16 protein-coding genes and 1 pseudogene are annotated in these 16743 nt (G+C 73.4%); 9 read left to right on the top strand and 8 right to left on the bottom strand.

Annotation, left to right across the window (positions count from 1 at the left end; translation table 11 throughout):
- Positions 1-2393: 2393 nt before the first annotated feature.
- The 4 genes and pseudogenes from ACFYUY_RS24695 to ACFYUY_RS24680 form a co-directional block, all read left to right on the top strand.
- Positions 2394-2654 (top strand): hypothetical protein, encoded by a 261-nt coding sequence (locus ACFYUY_RS24695; RefSeq protein ID WP_360206673.1) that lies wholly within the window; start codon positions 2394-2396, stop codon positions 2652-2654.
- Positions 2655-2675: 21 nt separating this feature from the next.
- Positions 2676-3659 carry a beta-ketoacyl-ACP synthase 3 gene (locus ACFYUY_RS24690; RefSeq protein ID WP_360206675.1) on the top strand — a complete coding sequence of 328 codons (984 nt, stop codon included), beginning with the start codon at positions 2676-2678 and terminating at the stop codon, positions 3657-3659.
- Positions 3656-4411 (top strand): SDR family NAD(P)-dependent oxidoreductase, encoded by a 756-nt coding sequence (locus ACFYUY_RS24685; RefSeq protein WP_360206677.1) that lies wholly within the window; start codon positions 3656-3658, stop codon positions 4409-4411. The genes ACFYUY_RS24690 and ACFYUY_RS24685 overlap by 4 nt, the downstream gene beginning before the upstream one ends.
- Before the next feature lie 839 nt (positions 4412-5250).
- A pseudogene (locus tag ACFYUY_RS24680) lies at positions 5251-5554 on the top strand (transposase); the annotation flags it as partial.
- A 53-nt stretch (positions 5555-5607) separates the two neighbouring features.
- Here the strand turns inward: ACFYUY_RS24680 and ACFYUY_RS24675 are convergent.
- Positions 5608-5919 carry a hypothetical protein gene (locus ACFYUY_RS24675; RefSeq protein WP_360207169.1) on the bottom strand — a complete coding sequence of 104 codons (312 nt, stop codon included), beginning with the start codon at positions 5917-5919 and terminating at the stop codon, positions 5608-5610.
- 482 nt (positions 5920-6401) lie between these two features.
- Between ACFYUY_RS24675 and ACFYUY_RS24670 the strand changes: the two genes are divergently transcribed.
- Positions 6402-6788, top strand: coding sequence for a hypothetical protein (locus ACFYUY_RS24670; RefSeq protein ID WP_387903712.1), 387 nt, complete (start codon positions 6402-6404; stop codon positions 6786-6788).
- Between the two features lie 36 nt (positions 6789-6824).
- Here ACFYUY_RS24670 and ACFYUY_RS24665 read toward each other — a convergent pair whose 3' ends face one another.
- On the bottom strand, positions 6825-7310 hold the full coding sequence (locus ACFYUY_RS24665) for a hemerythrin domain-containing protein (RefSeq protein WP_387903710.1): 486 nt from the start codon (positions 7308-7310) through the stop codon (positions 6825-6827).
- A 310-nt stretch (positions 7311-7620) separates the two neighbouring features.
- Between ACFYUY_RS24665 and ACFYUY_RS24660 the strand changes: the two genes are divergently transcribed.
- Entirely contained in the window at positions 7621-7878 is a 258-nt protein-coding gene (locus ACFYUY_RS24660) for a DUF6221 family protein (RefSeq protein WP_387903707.1), read from the top strand.
- A gap of 126 nt (positions 7879-8004) precedes the next feature.
- Here ACFYUY_RS24660 and ACFYUY_RS24655 read toward each other — a convergent pair whose 3' ends face one another.
- Complete coding sequence (locus ACFYUY_RS24655) at positions 8005-8406, bottom strand: DUF6188 family protein (protein ID WP_387903705.1); 402 nt, start codon at positions 8404-8406, stop codon at positions 8005-8007.
- A 562-nt stretch (positions 8407-8968) separates the two neighbouring features.
- Here ACFYUY_RS24655 and ACFYUY_RS24650 point away from each other — a divergent pair.
- Complete coding sequence (locus ACFYUY_RS24650; protein ID WP_387903702.1) at positions 8969-9214, top strand: hypothetical protein; 246 nt, start codon at positions 8969-8971, stop codon at positions 9212-9214.
- A gap of 255 nt (positions 9215-9469) precedes the next feature.
- Positions 9470-10369: an aminoglycoside phosphotransferase family protein gene (locus ACFYUY_RS24645; protein WP_387903699.1), complete on the top strand. Its 900-nt coding sequence runs from the start codon at positions 9470-9472 to the stop codon at positions 10367-10369.
- A 600-nt stretch (positions 10370-10969) separates the two neighbouring features.
- Here the strand turns inward: ACFYUY_RS24645 and ACFYUY_RS24640 are convergent.
- The 5 genes from ACFYUY_RS24640 to ACFYUY_RS24620 form a co-directional block, all read right to left on the bottom strand.
- The gene (locus ACFYUY_RS24640) at positions 10970-11458 is read right to left on the bottom strand and encodes a tyrosine protein phosphatase (RefSeq protein WP_387903696.1); all 489 of its coding nucleotides are present in this window, start codon (positions 11456-11458) and stop codon (positions 10970-10972) included.
- A 239-nt stretch (positions 11459-11697) separates the two neighbouring features.
- Positions 11698-12450: a dienelactone hydrolase family protein gene (locus tag ACFYUY_RS24635; RefSeq protein WP_387903694.1), complete on the bottom strand. Its 753-nt coding sequence runs from the start codon at positions 12448-12450 to the stop codon at positions 11698-11700.
- 546 nt (positions 12451-12996) lie between these two features.
- Entirely contained in the window at positions 12997-13641 is a 645-nt protein-coding gene (locus ACFYUY_RS24630) for a response regulator transcription factor (RefSeq protein ID WP_360206703.1), read from the bottom strand.
- Positions 13629-14849 carry a sensor histidine kinase gene (locus ACFYUY_RS24625; RefSeq protein ID WP_387903689.1) on the bottom strand — a complete coding sequence of 407 codons (1221 nt, stop codon included), beginning with the start codon at positions 14847-14849 and terminating at the stop codon, positions 13629-13631. The genes ACFYUY_RS24630 and ACFYUY_RS24625 overlap by 13 nt, the downstream gene beginning before the upstream one ends.
- Before the next feature lie 68 nt (positions 14850-14917).
- On the bottom strand, positions 14918-15676 hold the full coding sequence (locus tag ACFYUY_RS24620) for a DedA family protein (RefSeq protein WP_387903687.1): 759 nt from the start codon (positions 15674-15676) through the stop codon (positions 14918-14920).
- Between the two features lie 539 nt (positions 15677-16215).
- On the opposite strand from ACFYUY_RS24620, the gene ACFYUY_RS24615 reads away from it, so the two are divergent.
- Complete coding sequence (locus ACFYUY_RS24615) at positions 16216-16455, top strand: hypothetical protein (protein ID WP_387903685.1); 240 nt, start codon at positions 16216-16218, stop codon at positions 16453-16455.
- The last annotated feature ends 288 nt before the right edge of the window (positions 16456-16743 follow it).

Here is a 16743-nt window from a genome sequence, read left to right as displayed (position 1 = left end):
GGGTGTGGGTGCCGGGCTGTGTCGCGTTTCGTGTGCGGCTTGTGGCCTGGCGGGGTTGCGCTGTGTGGCTGGTTGCGCTGTGCGGTGGTGGGTGGTGCGGCCTGGTGCCGGGTGGTGGGCCGCCTTCCATTGGGTTGGTGCTGCCCCCCGGGGGCGGTTGGCCGTTGTGCGTCGGGGCTGGTGCTGTCCGTGGGGCGGCCTGGTGCCGTCCGGTGGGAGGGGTTGCCCGGGTGCTGGTGGCCTGCCTGCCTGGGTGAACGGCCTGGTGCTGGTGGCCGGTTGGTGTGGTGGTGTCCCGCGCTGAGGGGGGTGGGGCTGTTCGTCGCCCGGTGCGGGCCGGGTGTGTGGTGCGGTCCGCGTCCTGTTGGCCCGTGGAGGGGCTTGTGGTTGCGGGGTGGGACGGGGGTGGCGGTCCGGGTTGTGCCGGTGGGCGGCGTGGTCGCTCTTGGTGTGGCTGTGAGCGCGGTTGCTGCCGCCGTCCCGTGCCCCCCTTTGTCGGCCTGTCGGTCGTTGCCGGGTGCGGTCCCTGCCGTTGGGGGCAGGGGCGGCGGTGTACCCGGGGTGTGGGTGGCGGGTAGCCGGGGGCTGCCGGTCCCGGTGCGGGTCCCGGTGCGGGCCCGGTTCCGTTCCCGTTCCCGGTGCGGGTGCGGGTGCGGGTGTTGGCGGAGGTGGGGTGCTGTCCGGCCGGGGGTGTTGCCGTGGTGGTGACGGTGCGGGGTGGTGGCCGGTGCGCGGTGGTGGGTGGCGTGGTCGTCGGGGGTGGGGGTGGTGTGCGTTGTTGGTGGTGGTTGCACGTGGTCCCTTCCCTTCGCGTCCTGGTGCCGGTGCCCGGTGTCTGAGGTGCTGCCGGTTGGTGGCCGGCTGCCTGTTGCCCGCGGTTCGGCTTCCCGCTGTCCCGCTGTCCCGTTGTTCGGGCGCCTGGTGGCCTGGTGGCCTTGCCCGGCTGCCCGGCTGCCCGGCTGCCCGGCTGCCCGGTTGCCCGGTTGCGCGGCTGCCCGGCTGCCCGGCTGTTCTGGTGCCTGGTTGCCCGGTTGCCTGGCTGTTCTGGTGCCTGGTTGCCCGGTTGCCTGGCTGTTCTGGTGCCTGGTTGCCCGGTTGCCCGGTTGTTCTGGTGCCTGGCTGCCTGGCTGTTCTGGTGCCTGGTTGCCCGGTTGCCTGGCTGTTCTGCCGGTTGCCGGTTGCCGGTTGCCGGTTGCCTGGTTGCTCTGGTGGTGGTTGTTGGGGTGTTGGGCTTGGGTGTTCGTGCGTGTGGGTGCGGTGTGTTGTGGGGTGGGTCAGGTGGTCAGGTAAGCGTGCTTGTCGCAAGCGGTGCGCAAGCGTGGTGGCTGGTGGGGGGTTGCGGGTTGTTTGCGTGGGGGCGGGTTTCATGCGGTTTCGGTAAGGCAGACGGCTTCGGGTCTCGCGGTGTCGTGTCGCGGGGTGCGGGCTGACCGTTCCTGTTGCTTGTTCGTGTGTCGTCTCGTTCGTCTTTCGTCGCGTTCGTTCTTGTCTCCGGTGAGTCGGGGGTGGGGGCGGGGCGGGGCGGGGGTGCGGGGTGGTGTGCGGGCGGGGGCGGGGGTGGTTTCCCGCGGGTCTGTCCGGCCCGGGCTTGCTTCGGTTCTCCCGTTCGCGGGGGCCGGCCGTTGCAGGGTCCGTGGGTGAGGGTCTCGTTCGCGGGGCCGGCGTCGGGTGTCCTGCTTCGCGGGGGCCGGTCGCGGGCTGGTTCTGCCGTGGGTGGGGCTCTCGCTGTGGGGTCCGGTCCGGGTTCGCGGGTCGGGTCTCGTGTGGGCTGTGCGGGTGGCGTCGTCGCCCTGGGCCGGTGGCCTGTGGGGTGCGGTGTCTGTCCCGGCCGTGCGGCCCACGAAGCCCGTTCCGTTCCGGCCCGGTCCTGTCCGGCCTTGTCCGGCCGGGTCCGGTCGGGCCTGTCGGGCCTGTCGGGTCTGTTTCGGGCCTGTCGGGTCGGGTGTCGTCCAGCCTGCTCCGGCGCGGCCTGCTCCAGGTCGTGCAGCCAGGTGCAGTCCGGCCTGGTCTGGCGCGTGCCGTCCGGTTCACCTGGCCCGGTCCGTCCGGTCCGTCCGGTCCGCCGGGTCCGGTCTGTCCGGTCCGTCCGAGCGTTGCCCGGTCCGGTCATTTTCGGTCCGGCCTGTTGGAGTCCGGGTGGTCCAGCCCTGTTGTGTCCGGTTCGTTCGGGCCTGGCCCGGGATGGTCTGGCTCGTTCGAGCTCGGCCTGGTCCGGTTCCTCTGGTCTGGTTCCTCCGGTCCGGTCCGTGCGGCTTGTTCGGCCTGTTCGGCCTGTTCGGTCCGTGTGGCCTGTTGGTTCGGGTTGTGCGGGTTCGGTTGTGTTGTGGCTCTGCCTGGTGGTTGTGGGTGGGGTCTGTCTGTCAGGGATCGTCTGAGTGAAAGGGAAGATGGTTATGTCCGAGGTTCCGAGTGTCGAGGATCTGGCCGCGCAGTTGCAGGCGGTGTCGGGTGCTCAGGAGATCGATGCGGATGCGGCGTTGCAGCACATCGCGGATGTGGATTCGCTGGATCTGATGGAGTGGTTGTACGGGTTCCAGAACCGGTACCCGCACATTCCGGCGGATGAGTCGTTGTTCGCGGACATCGATGACACGACGACGTTGCGGGTGGTGCACGGGCGGATTCTGGCGCTCGTGGGCCAGGCCGGCGTCTGATCCGCAGGGAAGGGTCGGTCGATGAGCGGCTTCGACATCACGGGGTGGGGGATTTCGGTCCCTGAGCGTGTGGTGACCAGTGTGGAGCTGGCCGAGCGGTTCGGTGTGGATGAGCACTGGATCGTGTCGCGGTGCGGGATCCGTGAGCGGCGGGCGGTCGGGGCGGGGCAGTCGACCGCGTCGATGGCTGTCGAGGCCGGTCGGCGGGCGTTGGAGCGGGCGGGGCTGTCGGGTGCGGACATCGCGCATCTGATCGTGGCGACGGCCACGCCCGAGCAGCCTTCGCCGGCGACGTCGGCGTTCGTGCACGAGGCGCTGGAGATCGCGGGCAGTGCGCATGACGTGAATTCGGAGTGCGCGGGGTTCGTGTACGGGTTGGTGACGGCGGCGGGGTTGTTGCGGATGGATCCGCGGCCGGTGCTGCTGATCGGTTCGGACACGCACACGCTGACGGCGAATCCGCAGGACCGGGATCTGTCGATCCTGGTGGGTGACGGTGCTGGTGCGGTGGTGTTGCAGCCGGGTTCGGTGGAGCGGATCCTGGCGTGGAACCTGGGCGCGGACGGCTCGTGCAAGGACAGTCTGAAGGTCCTGGCGGGTGGTTCGCGGTTGCCGACCAGTGAGGAGACGGTCCGTCGGGGTCTGCACTACGCGCAGATCAACGGGAACGAGATCTATCTGAACGCGGTGCGGTACACGGTGCGCACGATCCGCGAGACGCTGGAGCAGGCGAAGCTGACGCCGGCGGATGTGGATCATGTGGTGCCGCATCAGGCGAACATCCGGATCATCAACTCGGTTCTCGCGCACACGGGTATTCCCTCCGATCGGTTGGTGACGAATCTGGAGCGGTACGGGAACACGGCGTCGGCGTCGATTCCGATCGCGTTGGCGGAGGCGTTGGACGCGGGCCGGATCCAGGACGGTGACACGGTGTTGCTGGCCGGGTTCGGGGCGGGGATGACGTGGGGTTCGGTGCTGTTGACGTGGGGAGGGGCGCGGTGAGCGGGGCTCAGGTGTTCGGTGTGCGTCCGGATGCGCCGGTGGCGTTGGTGACGGGTGCCTCCGGTGGGCTGGGGCGTGAGCTGGCGTTGGAGCTGGACGCGGCCGGGTGTCGGGTGGCGGTGCACTACAACAGTGCCCGTGAGGCGGCCGAGGACGTGGCGGGCAAGCTGGTGAACGCGCATGTGGTGGTCACCGGTGACGTGGCGGACTTCGCGGCGGTCACGGCGATGTACGAGCGCATCGGTGAGGTGTTGGGGCCGGTGGACGTGCTGGTCAACAACGGTGCGGTGCGCAAGGACGCGTTGATGGCGATGCAGGATCCGGTGCAGTGGCGGCAGGTGATCGACACGAATCTGGTGGGTGCGTTCCACACGGCGCGGGTGTGTGTGCCGGCGATGCTGCGGGCGCGGTGGGGGCGGGTGGTGAACATCGTGTCGCCGTCGGCGCTGATCGCGACCGCCGGGCAGACCGCGTACGCGGCGTCCAAGGCCGGTCTGGTGGGGCTGACCCGTACGCTGGCCGCGGAGTGCGGGCGGCGGGGGGTGACGGTCAACGCGTTGTCGCCGGGGTTCATGATCACGGGGATGACGGACACGCTGCCCGAGCACGTGGTCACGGGGATGCTGCAGAAGGTCCCGGTGCCGCGGTTCGTGACCCCGCGGGAGGTGGCCCGTTCGATCGGGCTCTTCCTCGATCAGGACTGTATGACCGGGCAGGTCATCAGCATCGACTCGGGCGCCTCCATCACCTGACCCGCCCCGGGGGGCCGCCCCACCCCCCGGGGAGCCCCCGGGCGGCCCCCCCCCGGGCGCCCAAGCCCCGGGGCGGCCAACCCCCGGGGCGGCCCGCCGGTGCGGGCGTCTCACCCGCCCCGGGGAGGGCGGCCCGCCCTCCCCGGGGCGCGCGCCGTCCGCAGGCGCCCCGGTTCGGCCGCCTCCCGGCCCGCTCGGCCGGCCCGTTGGGCCCGTCCGGCGGGGTGGGGTCTGTCTGGTCTGTCTGTTCTCCTGCCCCGCCCTGGCGGTGGCCCCTCCTTCCTGGGGTCTGCCGCCTTGGTGGGGTCCCGTCGCGGGGCCCCCCCCCGGCCCCGGGGGGGGGGCCCGGCCGGGGGGGGGGGGGGGGGGGGGGTGCCCCGGGGGGGGGGCCCCGGGGGGGGGGGCGGGGGCCGGGGCGGGGCCGGGGGGGGGGGGCCGGGCGGGTCTGTCTTTTCCCCGCCCCCGCCGGGGGGGGGCCCCCCCCTGCGGGGGGTCGGCCGCGTGGGGGGGGCCCCGGCGCGCCCCCCCCCGGGCCCGGGGGGGGGGCCCGCGGCCGTGTGTGTGGTGGGTGACCGGTTTCCCCGGGTGGGTGTCCCCGGTGGCTTCTGCCGGGTCGCGTGCGGGCCCGGTGTGCGGGCGCCGGGGCCTCTTCGGGGGTTGCGCGGGCCCGGGGGAGGGCCGGGGTGTGCGGTGGGTTCCCGGCGGGTGTCGTGCAGCCCCTGCCGGGCCGCGTGCGGGCCCGGGGTGTCCGGGCCCGGGGATGTTGGGGTCGTGGGGAGGGCGGTGGCCTGCCTTCACGAGGGCAGGTCCCGTCGGCTTCGACGCGATCGTGTCCAGGGCCGCCCGTCCGCTCACGATGTGGCCCCAGAAGACGCCGACCCGGCAAGCCGCACGGCGACGAAGCCTACGACCACCGCTTCATCCGCTCATGCCTGCGGCGACGGCAGATACCGGCTCGTATCGCCCGCCGAGGCGTCGACTCCTCCCAACGCCTCGGCCGGCACCGGTGGGTGATCGAGAGGACTGTCGCCTGGCTCGGCGGCTTCCGTCGGCTCCACCGCCGCTACGAACGCAAGGCTGGCCACTTCGCCGCCTTCGCCAGCATCGTGGCCGCCTTGGTCTGCCCACCGCCGACTCGCCGGGTGCTATGACGAAGGAGCGCCAGTACATGGTCTGTCGCCTCCCCGAGGCGCCGTTCAGGAGGCCGTGCCCTGAGCCGGGCACTGCCAGTCGGCCGCGTCGATCGCCTGGCCCGCCATGTCAGTGAGGTGGAAGCAATAGCCGTAGGCCCACACCGTGACCGAATCCCGTCGATGCACGACCTGGAAGGGCTCATCCCCACGCAACGTCCCGGACCAGGAATCGTCCGCCGCCGGCGAGTGGGTGACAACGACGCAGGTCTGCTGCCGCTGGATCTGGTAGGTATCGGCCCAGGGCTCCACCGTCAGCTCCAGCGGCGCTTCACCGTCGTTCGTGACGAGCAACCGCGCAGTTCCCCCGGCGAACATCTCCAGCACTCCTCGTTGCCTCTGGGGCCGGTCTTGCAGGCGTGCACCCCTCACAGGCACGCACGGTCTGATCCTCACACACGGGATCAGACTCGTCGGCGCCACCCCGTATCTGCCATCGCAGACCCTCCACATGAGATGACTCCTTACACCCGGATGTCCTGGTGTCCGTGGACAGGGCGGTGATCTGCGGGCTGACCGGGGGTGAGGGCCTTCACCGGCCCCTGCCGGGGCGTGCACGGGCCCCGGGGCCTCTTCGGGGGTTGCGCGGGCCCCGGGGGAGGGCCGGGGTGCCGTGCGGGTGAAGGACGTCCGGGCTGCCGGCCGAGCGCCGCAGCGCCCGGCCGCGGTCCTCGCAGGCCACGCCGCCCGTACGGCCGGCGAGATGACCACCCGGGCCGGCCACGAACACCTGACTGCTTCCCGACGCGAGGCCGTCGACGCCTGCCACCGTTACCCGTTCGGCCACTTCGCCCGGCTCCGTGAACGACACCGCCCCCGACCGCGGCCGGCCGATCGCCACCGGCGCGATCGAGGGCGCCTGCCGACACCTGACCGCCGACCTTGACGGCGCCTGCCGACACCTGACCGCCGACCTTGACGGCGCCTGCCGCCACCTGACCGTCGATCTTGAGGGTGCCTGCCGCCACCTGGTCGTCGATCTTGAGGGTGTCTGCCGCCGTCTGGTTGCCGAGCGTTTCGAGGTCACCGGCGCCTGCCGGGGCTTTCGCGGAGTCGAGGATGTCCTGCGACTGTGCACCCTCGTCTGCGGCGGCGGCCTCGACCCGTGCTGGCGCTTGCGCACCGCCGGCGGGCACCGGCGTCCCTGCCCCGCCTGCGATCAGGGCGGATACGGGCTCATGGCCTGAGCGTGAGTCTCCGGACGAAGAGCCACCACCAGGTACTCATGTCCTGCCGAACCGGAAGACCGTGTCGGTCCAGCCGGGGTCCGGTGCTCCGTCGTCGAGGGCCTCGCTGATCGTCCGCTCCTCGTAGCTGAAGTGTGATTCCATGATCGCCGCCAGTCCGTCGAGTTCACGTCGGACCGCCTCCCGGGCCGGGCCGCCCGATGCGCCGGCCCTGTCGGCGAGTTCACGCACCCGGGACAGGATGGATGCGATCATGCCGTGATCCTCGACGAGATTGGCGACCGTCGTCGCGAGATCCGGGCGTTCGCGCAGCAGCTGGGAGAACATCGCGTCGTCCTCGCCCTGATGGTGTGACGTCAGCGCGGCACAGAAGGCCAGGCAATGGGCGGCGAGTGTGTCGTCGCTCGACCGGCGGTGCCCGAGACGCGTCCTGATCTCGCTGATCTGGCGGCGCAGTTCGTGATGTGCTTGTGAGAGTTGCAGGCTCAGGGCGACTACACGGTCGCCGTCGCGGGAGGCCACGGACGGTGGTCCCTTCGGTTGCGCACCTCCATGCCTGGCGCGGTCCGCCACCGGCACGCGATGCTGCCGCGATCCGATCACGTAACGGGCAGGCACGGCAAGCACGTTGCCTGCCCGCACCTGTCACCGGCTCCGGGCCCCGGCGTTCGGCCGGCTCGGCCCGTCACTGCGGAAGAATCGCACCCGAGGGACAAGCCGGCCATCGCCTGCCGGGCGGCACGTCACCTCGCGGCCGTCCTCGTCCGGGCCCGCAGACGACCAGCGCAGAAGGGGGCGGCCGTCAGGTGGCGCGGTGCACGAGGATGAGCACATGGACGATCTGCTGAGGTTCCTGCGGGCCCGCACCACGGAGGACAACCACGCCTACGCCTACATCGCGCAGGTCTTCGGCAGCGAGGCCCTCCTCGACAGCCACCTGCCCCTGCTGGACCTGATCGACGTGCTGGCACGGGAGCACACGGCGATGGACCGCTCGGATCCGCGTTCAGCCGGCCTGGCCCATGCCCTTCGTGTCCTTGCACAGGCCTACGCCGAGCACCCCGACTTCCGCGAGCAATGGCGTCCCTGAACCGTATCGAAGAACAGTCCCTCGTCGGCGGTGTCGGCGGTGTCGGCGGTGTCGGCCTGGGCGGTGTGGGCGGTGTGGGCGGTGTGGTGGGGGTGTTCGCGGGGTGGGTGGGGTGGTTCAGGGCCTTCAGGGCCTTCGCCGGTCGGAGGTGGTGGTGCCGCCGGGTGTGGGGGTGAGGAAGTGCCGGCCGGCCAGGGCGATGGTCCAGGCGGGTCTGTCGGTGGTCGCCGGGACGTCGAGGTGCCATCCGTTGGCGAAGCGGATCTGTAGGGCGCCCGTGTCGTGGGGGTGGATGTCGGCGATGACCTGGTCGAGGAGCTGGGCGGCTTGGTCGAGGTTGGTGCGTGCCGGGGCGTGGACGGGGTGGGTCTGGCGGCCGGTGGTCAGTACGGCGGGGCTGTGGATCTCGATGCCGTGCGGGCCGATGTGCAGGCGCAGCGAGGTGCCGAGGACGATCTCGCTCACGCTGATGCCGCGCATGACGCGTAGGTCCGGGCTGTGCGGGGTGGGTTCGGTCGGGTGGTGCATGGGGCGGAAGGCTATCCGCTCAGGCGGGGTGGTGTGGTCGGGTGGTGGTGGGAGCTGTCGGGCCGGGTGTGGGGGAGGGCTGGGTCCAGGCCGTTGGTGGCGGTGGTGTGTTCGGCAGTGGCGAGTGTTCGTCGGCGCGTTCGGGAGCCGTTCTGCGGAGCGGGTTGTGGGGTGCGGGGTTCGGCGGGTTCGAGGGTGTTGGTGTTGTTGGCTTGTCCTTCGATGGTGGGGGGTGGCCGGGATCGCTGCGGGGAGTTCGGCGGCGGGTGCGGGCAGGGCGGTGTTCGGGCGTTGCCGCGGGGCCGAGCGCGAGCGCGAGCGCGAGGTGTGGGTGTGGGTGTGGGTGCGGGTGTGGGCGTTGGGGCGGTGCGTGTTCGGTCGGCGGGTGTGCGGGTCATCGGCCCGGGACCGTGCGGGCGGGCTCGTGCGGCGTGGCCCGCAGCGCGGTGGCGCCGGCCGGCGGCGGTGCTCGAATGGCGGTGTTTCGGCTGGTCAGCGGTGGTATTGCCCGTTGTGTCGGCGGGCTTGGTCAAGATCGCGGTGAGGCCCTACAGTGCGCGGCATGAACCTGCGTACCAAGAAGACGCTGTCCATCCTGCTCAGAGGCATCGCCGTCCTCGCCTTCCTGACCCTTTTCGGCGTGCTCAGGAACGGGTGGCACGGCCTGGGTCCGGGTTTCTACGTCTGTGTGGCCCTGAACGTGGCGGTCACCGGGTACGCGTGGTGGTGGTACGGCGATTCGCCCAAGGCGGTGGAGGCGCGGATGAAGGTGGAGGCCAAGCGGGCCGCCCGGCAGCAGACGCGCTGATCGCTTCGTCTCCTGTTCGCCGGTGTGTTCATCGGTGTTCGTCGGCGTCCGCGCTGTCACGGGCCGTTCGTCACACCGATCCTGACGACGGGCCGTTCGGCCCGCGGGGCGCACGGCGCGCCCGCCTCGCCCGGGCCTCGCCCGGGGCGGGCCCGGGGCGGGTCCGGGGCGGGCCGGCGAGAACACGGGAGATCGAATCCCCGGCCTTCCCGAGAGCAGGACCGGCCGCACCCACCTCGAGTACGGTGGCTTCGCGTGATCGAATCCGAGACCGAGATCAGCGAGGACCTGCTCCGCGACCTGTTGCGGGAACAGCATCCGGATCTGGCCGAACTGCCCATCCACGAAGTGGAGGGCGGTTGGGGAAACCAGATGTGGCGCCTCGGGGACACGCTGGCCGTCCGGGTACAGCGGATGGACCCGCTCCCCGACCTGCAGCTCAAGGAACGCCGCTGGCTGCCGGTACTGGCCCCGCGCCTGCCGCTTCCGATCCCGACCCCGGTGCGAAACGGGACACCGTCCGAGCGCTTCCCCAAGACCTGGACCGTCATGACCTGGGTCGAAGGCACACCACTGGACCACGCCTCGATCACCCGCGGCGACCACGCGGCCGACACCCTGGCGGCCTTCCTCAAAGCGCTGCACACGCAGGCGCCCGCCGACGCGCCGCCCGCCGCGGACTTCGGCGCCCACCCCCGGGAGTGCACGGACGCCTTCGAGAACCACCTGCAGGCCGTCGACCTCGGCGACCTCCCCGAGGACGACGTCCGGGCCGTGTGGGACGACGCGACGACGGCCCCCGCGTGGCAGGGCCCGCGCGTGTGGGTGCACGGCGACCTGCACCCCGCGAACGTCGTCGTCACGCACGGAACACTGGCGGGCGTCGTCGACTTCGGCGCACTCTTCGCGGGCGACCCGGCATGGGACCTGACGGCCGCCTGGCTGCTGCTCCCGGCGGGCGGTGCGTCCCGGTTCTTCGCCGGCTACGCGCGGGCGGACGCAGCGGCGCTGCGACGGGCGCGCGGGCTGGCGGTGATGAAGAGTCTGTTCCTGATGCTGATGGGGCAGAACGGGGACCGCGGCCTGCCCGGTGGCAAGCCGAACTGGGGGCCTGTGGGCCGGTCGGCGCTTGAGCGTGTCCTGAAGGGTCCGTGACGTCGGCACGTCGGCACGTCGGCATGGATCGGCCGACTGGCCCGGGCCGCCGCCGGCGTCCTGTCGCGGCGGCCGCCGGGCGTGGTGGCCGGGGGCGCGAGGTGGCACGGCCCGGTGCCGGTGGCTGACGAGTTCCCGAACAGAAGGCGCGAGGCGGCAGGCGGGGGCCGTTGCCGCCGGGTACCGGCCCCGGCCACCTGGCGGCGGACCACCGCACGGCCGAGGCCGAACGACGCCGGCCCCCGGCCCCGGCCCCCGCCCCCGGCACCCGGACCCCGGCCCCGGTCCCTGGTCCCGGCCTTGCAACCTCAGCCTCGGTTACGCCCTGGCCCCGTCCAGGCCGGGGCCAGGGCGTGACATCGCCGCCCGGCGCGTCCGTTCCTTCGCGGCTGCTCTTTGGCCGGGCCGCCCGGCTGGGCGGGGCCGCTGTGGTGTGCTGCCTGCTCCGGCAGACCGGTGCGCCCGTGGCCGTGGCCGTGGTTGTTGTCGTGGGCGGTGGGCGGTGGGCGGTGGGCGGTGGGCGGTGGGTGGTGGTGCGGGCGTGGTGGGTTCGTCGTTGGCCGGGGCCCGTGCGGGGGTGTTGGGGGTTGGGTGGTGGTGTCAGGGGTGGTTGAGCAGGTGCAGGGGCCATCGTCGTTGTTCGGTGGTGTCGGGGACGGTGAGGCCGCGGGCTCGTTCGATGTGGTGCCAGGCGGTGTCGGGGGCGGTGCCGGTGAGGGTGAGGACTGCGGCCGCGAGGAGGGATGAGCGGCCGATGCCGGCTCGGCAGTGGGTGACGATGTGGGCGCCGTCGCGGAGCTGTTCGGCGAGTGTGTGCAGGGTGGGCAGGATCTCGGCGGGGTCGGGGACGGTGCGGTCGGGGATGGGGGCGGCGAGGAACCGCAGCCCGGCTGCGGTGGCTGCGCGGGGCTCGTCGGTGAGGCCGAGTTCGGCGAGTTCGGGGCCGGTCAGCGCGCAGACCAGGATGTCGACGCCGTGGTTGCTCAGTGCGGTCATCTCGTCGTCGAGCCAGTCGTGGCCGCGGGGTCTGGCCATGGTGCTCAGTCGTCCGGGGCCGGGCAGGTCGAGGGTGAAGAGCGCGGGGCGCATGGGCGGTGGCACCTTTCGGCCGGGTGGATTGCCCGCATCCGGGCTGGAACACCGACCCCCGGCCCGGGTCCTGAGCCCCGGCCCGGGTCCTGAGCCCCGGCCCCGGCCCCGGGCCCCGGCCCGGGTCCTGAGCCCCGGGCCCCGGTCCTGCGCCCCGGCCCCGGGCCCCGGGCTCAGGTCGCGAGTCCGGGGTCCGGGGTCCGGGGTCCGGGTTCAGGCCGGGGGCCTGGGGAGGGCGGCTACTTCTTCAGGTGGCGGTGGTAGAAGCGGCTGGCGTCTTCTGCTTCGAACCAGGGGGTGCCGGTGTGTCCGCCGAGGTTGGCGTGGAGGGTTTTCTCGGTGCTGGCGAAGGCGTCGAACAGCTCGAGGGCGCGGTGGCGGGGGTTGCCGTGGTCGTCCCACTGCAGCAGCATCAGCAGGGGGATGGTGATCTGCCGGGCCTGGGCGCGTTGGGCGTGGGGGACGTAGCCGCCGGCGAAGTAGCCGGCGGCGGTGATGCGTGGCTCGGCGGCGGCCAGGGCGATACCGACGGCCATCCACCCGCTGTAGCCGACCGGGCCGGTGATGCCGGGCAGGGTGAGCAGGGCGTCCAGGGTGGTGCGCCATTGCGGGACGGCCTGGTCGACGAGCGGGCCGATGAAGGACTCGAAGACGTCGTCGACGCTCTCGCCGGCCTGCATCGCCCGGCGTAGCTCGGCGCGGGCCTGTTCGGTGGCGGGGGAGCGGGGCCGGTCGCCGCATTCGGGGGTGTCGATGGAGGCGACGGCGTAGCCGTCGGCGGCCAGGTGGCGGGCCCGGGCGATCAGGCGGGCTTCGCGCCTGGGCAGGGCGTTGTTGTGGGCCATGAGGACCAGCGGCACCGGGGCGGGGGCCGACGCCGGTGCGGGGGCCGGGCCGGGTGTGGGTGTCCACAGGGTGCCGGGGATGTCGCCGAGGGTGAAGTCGCGGGCGAGGACGCCGTCGTCGAGGTGCTGTTCGGAGGTGAACTGCATGGTCGTGCCTTTCGGGAGGGCTGTGAACGGCGCTCCCGGACGACCTACCGCCCGACCGTGACCCCGTAGGAGAGCACCCGTGTCGTTACTGCGTTCACGGGTACCACCTCCTTGTTCTCTCGCACGGCCGGGGGAAACGTAGCAGGGCGTGTGGTGGTGCGCCAAACGGTTTAGCCACCCGCCCCTTCCGGCCCCCGCCCACCCGCCCCTTCCGGCCCCCGCCCACCCGCCTCCCCGCCTCCCGCGGGCCCGCGGCCTCCCAGGTCCCCGGGCCCCCTACTGCCCTCGCCCTCCTGGCCCTGGCCCTCGCCCTCCTGGCCCTCGCGCTCCTGGTCTTCCGGGCCAGCGGCTCTGCGCTCTGCTGGCCCGGGGTGGCTCTGGGCGCGGCCGGGCGCCACCCTCGGTGCCCGGGAGCCCGGTGGCGCCCGGTGGCGCACCTCCCGGGGGCTGCGCCGGCGGGGGCCGGGGACCCACCGGGTCCGGGGTGCGGGACGGGGGTGGGGGTACCGGCCCCGGGGTGGGGCCCCGGGGTTGCCGGGGTGGGTGTCAGGTGCCGAGGAAGCGTAGGACGGCCAGGACGCGGCGGTTGGTGCTGTCGTCGCGGGGCAGGCGGAGTTTGTCGAACACGGCGTTGGTGTGTTTCTCCACGGCGCTTTTGGACACGAACAGGTGTTGCGCGATGGCGGTGTTGGTGTGGCCCTGGGCCATGAGGGTCAGGACGACGTGTTCGCGGGGGGTGAGGTGGCGCAGGTCGTCGGTGTGGCGGGTGCGGGCGAGCAGGCGTCGGACGACTTCGGGGTCGAGGACGGTGTCGCCGTCGTGGATGCGTTGCAGGGCGGTCAGGAACTCCTCGACCCGGGCGACGCGGTCTTTGAGGAGGTAGCCGACGCCGCGGGTGTCGGCGGCCAGCAGGTCGGCGGCGTAGCGCTGTTCGACGTGCTGGGACAGGACCAGGACGCCGACCTGGGGGTGGGTGCGGCGCAGGTGCAGGGCGGCGCGCAGTCCTTCGTCGGTGTGGGTGGGGGGCATGCGGACGTCCACGACGGTGACGTCGGGCGGGTCGGCGGCGACGGCGGCCAGCAGGGCGTCGGCGTTTGCGACGGCGGCGGTGACGTGGTGTCCTTCGTCGGCGAGGAGGCGTTCGAGGCCGGCGCGCAGCAGGGCGGAGTCTTCGGCGATCATGAGGCGCATGGCAGCTCCGCGGTGAGGTGGGTGGGGCCGCCGGGTGGGCTGTCGATGGTGAGGTGTCCGTCGAGGGCGCCCAGGCGCCGGGCCAGGCCGGCCAGTCCGGTGCCGTTGGGGTCGGCGCCGCCGTTTCCGTCATCGCGTACCGACACCCGTACGGTGTGGGCGTCCTGGTGGATGGTGACGTCGATGCGGGTGGCGGCCCGGGCGTGTTTGGCGGCGTTGGTGAGGGCTTCGCGGACGGCGAAGTAGGCGGCGGTCTCGATGGCGGGGGCGGGGCGGTGGGTCAGGTCGCCGTGGAGGTGGACGGGCACGGGGCAGCGTTCGGCGTCCACGGCCAGGGCCTCGCGCAGGCCGAGCTGGTCCAGGGACGCCGGGTAGATGCGCCAGGCGACCTGGCGCAGTTCCTCCAGGGCCTGTTCGTTCTCGTGCCGGGCCTGGCGGTACAGCTCCTCGGAGTCCTTGCGCCGGGCCCGGCCCAGGAGCATCGCGACGACGATCAGGCGTTGTTGGAGGCCGTCGTGCAGGTCGCGTTCGATGCGGCGGCGTTCGGCGTCGACGGCTTCGACGATCCCGGAACGGGTGGCGGCCAGTTCGTCGATGCGCCGGCGCATCAGGGCCAGTTCGTCGGGGCCCAGGTGACGCCGCACCAGACGCCGTTCGAGTTCGGCGACGGCGGCCAGACCGGCCAGGTCGAGGAAGAGCAGCAGCAGAGCGGCGGCCAGGAGGTAGCCGGCGACGGGCCAGGTCGGCCGCATGCCGTCGGCGGCGTGTCCGCTCAGCCAGGCGCCCAGCGCGCCCGCCACCGTCCACGCCCCCGCGCCGAGCAGGACCAGGGCCCCGCCGCCGAGCAGCCCGACCGGCAGGCGCGCCCACAGGTAGGCCCGGGCCCGCCACACCTCCACACCGCCGCCGGCCCCGGTGACACCGCCGCCGGCCCCGGTGGCGCCGGCGCCTTCGGCACCTGCTCCGGCACCGGCGTGGGCGGACCTGCCGGTGTTGCCGTGACTCCCGCTTCTGCCGGCCTGGTCGGCCTGGTCGGGGTGGGCGGGGGTGGTGTCGAGGAGGGCGGCGACGCGCCGCTGGTCCAGCTCGGCCAGGCGTACCACCGCCGTGCCGCGACGCGTCAGCGCGGCCGTGGCCAGGACGGCCGGCGCGGCACACGCCGTCACCGCGCCCAGCGCGATCCCGGCCGCCGCCCGCACCGCACCCACCACCCGCTCCGTGCCCGCCGCCCGCCCGGCACCTGCGGTGCGCGCGGTACCCGAGGTGTGTGCGGTTCTCACGCGCGGTGCCGGGCGCCGCGGCGCCGGCGCGCCCGTACCAGGAACCAGCGGGCGACGGCCACCACCGCCACCGCCACCACGGCCTTGGACACCCATCCCCCGTACTCCTCCACCAGGCGCCAGTTGTCGCCCAGCCAGTATCCCAACACCACGAACACCGTGTTCCACACCAGGCTGCCCGCCGCGGTCAGAGCGGTGAACACCGCCAACGGCATGCGCTGGATCCCCGCGGGAACGGAGATGACACTGCGCAGCACCGGCACCATGCGCGCCAGCAGCACGGTGATCCGCCCCCGCCGCTCGAACCACGCCTCCGCACGGTCGATCTCGTGCGCGTGGAGCAGCGGGATCCGGGCGGCCAGCGCACGGGTGCGCTCACGGCCCAGCACGGCCCCGGCCGCGTACACGATCCAGGAACCGACGACAGAACCGAGCGTGGTCCACACGATGACCGCCACGAGACTCAACCGGCCCTGCCCGGCGGCGAATCCGACGACGGGCAGGACGATCTCACTGGGCACGAACGGCAGGACCGTGTCCACCAGGTTGGCCACCCCGGTCCCCGCGGCACCGAGGGAGTCCACGACGGACAGCACCCACCCGGCCACCCCACCGGCGGGCTGCGCCGGGGCCGTTGCGGCAAGGCCGGTGTCGGCGAGGACGGCGTGGGCGGGCCCGGCCCAGAGGGCGTCGGCGGGCCCGGGTGAGGCGGCGTGCGGGTCGAGGAACGGGAGGAGGACCGTTGCTGTGATCATGCCGTTCACGCTAGGGACCGGGCCCTGCCGGTCACCATGCGGCCGACCGCCCGGTCACCCTGCGGTTTCCCGCACCCCCGCACCCCCGCAGCCCCGCAGCCCGCGACACCCTGGTGCCGCGCCGCGCGGGCGCACCCGGACATCCGGACACCCGGACACCCCGGGCGGACGGGCGGTGGGCGGACGGGCGGTGCGCGGTGGGGGTCGTGAGCGGGGAGCGCGGCGCAAGCAGGCGAGGAAGGCAGCCGGGCGCCGGAAGCCGTCGGGCCTCCGCCCGCCCCGCCCGCGGCGCGCCCGGGTGCCCGTCCCGCGTCCGCGTCCGGTGCCCGGTTCCCGGTTCCCGGTTCCCGGTGGGGGAGTGTCCGGCGGTGTTCCACGCCCCGGGAACCGGGGGCGGCGCGAGACGAGGGGCTGGTGGTCCCGGGCTGTCCCGGGTGGCCGGGGTACGGGCCGAGGCAGGTAGCGGCGAGGGGCAGGCAGCGATGCCGAGGGGCGAAGTCGGGTGCCCGGTGGGCCCGGTGGCGCCTACGATCGCCGGCATGGACCGCCACCTACCCGCCGCCCTGGCCCCGGTGGACAGCCACGCCGCGTGGTGCCGGGAGCGCGGTGACGCCGAGCACCTGCGCAGCATCCGTCTGCACCAGGCCCATCCCGAGCGCAACCTCGCCCTGTACGTACGGCGCATCGAGGCGGCCGGCTGGCGGATGGCGGAACAGGTCTTCGGCGACGACGGGACACACCGCCGCTGCTCGATGCGTTTCGTCCCCGCCACCGGCTGAGCCACGACCCGGCCGGTCCTCGGGGCGCCGCGGCCGTGACGCGCTGCGCCACCGGGGTGTTTCGCCGGGGCCTCGCGAACGGCCCGCGCCGGCGCCCGGGTCCGCGTGGGTCTCCGCGCCCGTGCCCGCGTTCGTGCCCGTGCTGCTTGTGTGTGGGGGGGGGGGGGGGGGGGCGCCCGGGCGCCGCCCGGGGGGGCACAACCGGGGTCACCCCCCCCCCAATACACCAGCCCCCGCACCCCGAACCCCGCACCCCGCAAACCGGTGGAACGGGACCGGGGCGACTGG

It is taken from the genome of Kitasatospora sp. NPDC004745 (assembly GCF_042873275.1).
In the GTDB taxonomy this organism is placed as follows: Bacteria; Actinomycetota; Actinomycetes; order Streptomycetales; family Streptomycetaceae; genus Kitasatospora.
Note: the sequence above shows the minus strand (reverse complement) of the source record. Positions and strands in the feature narration are given on the sequence as shown.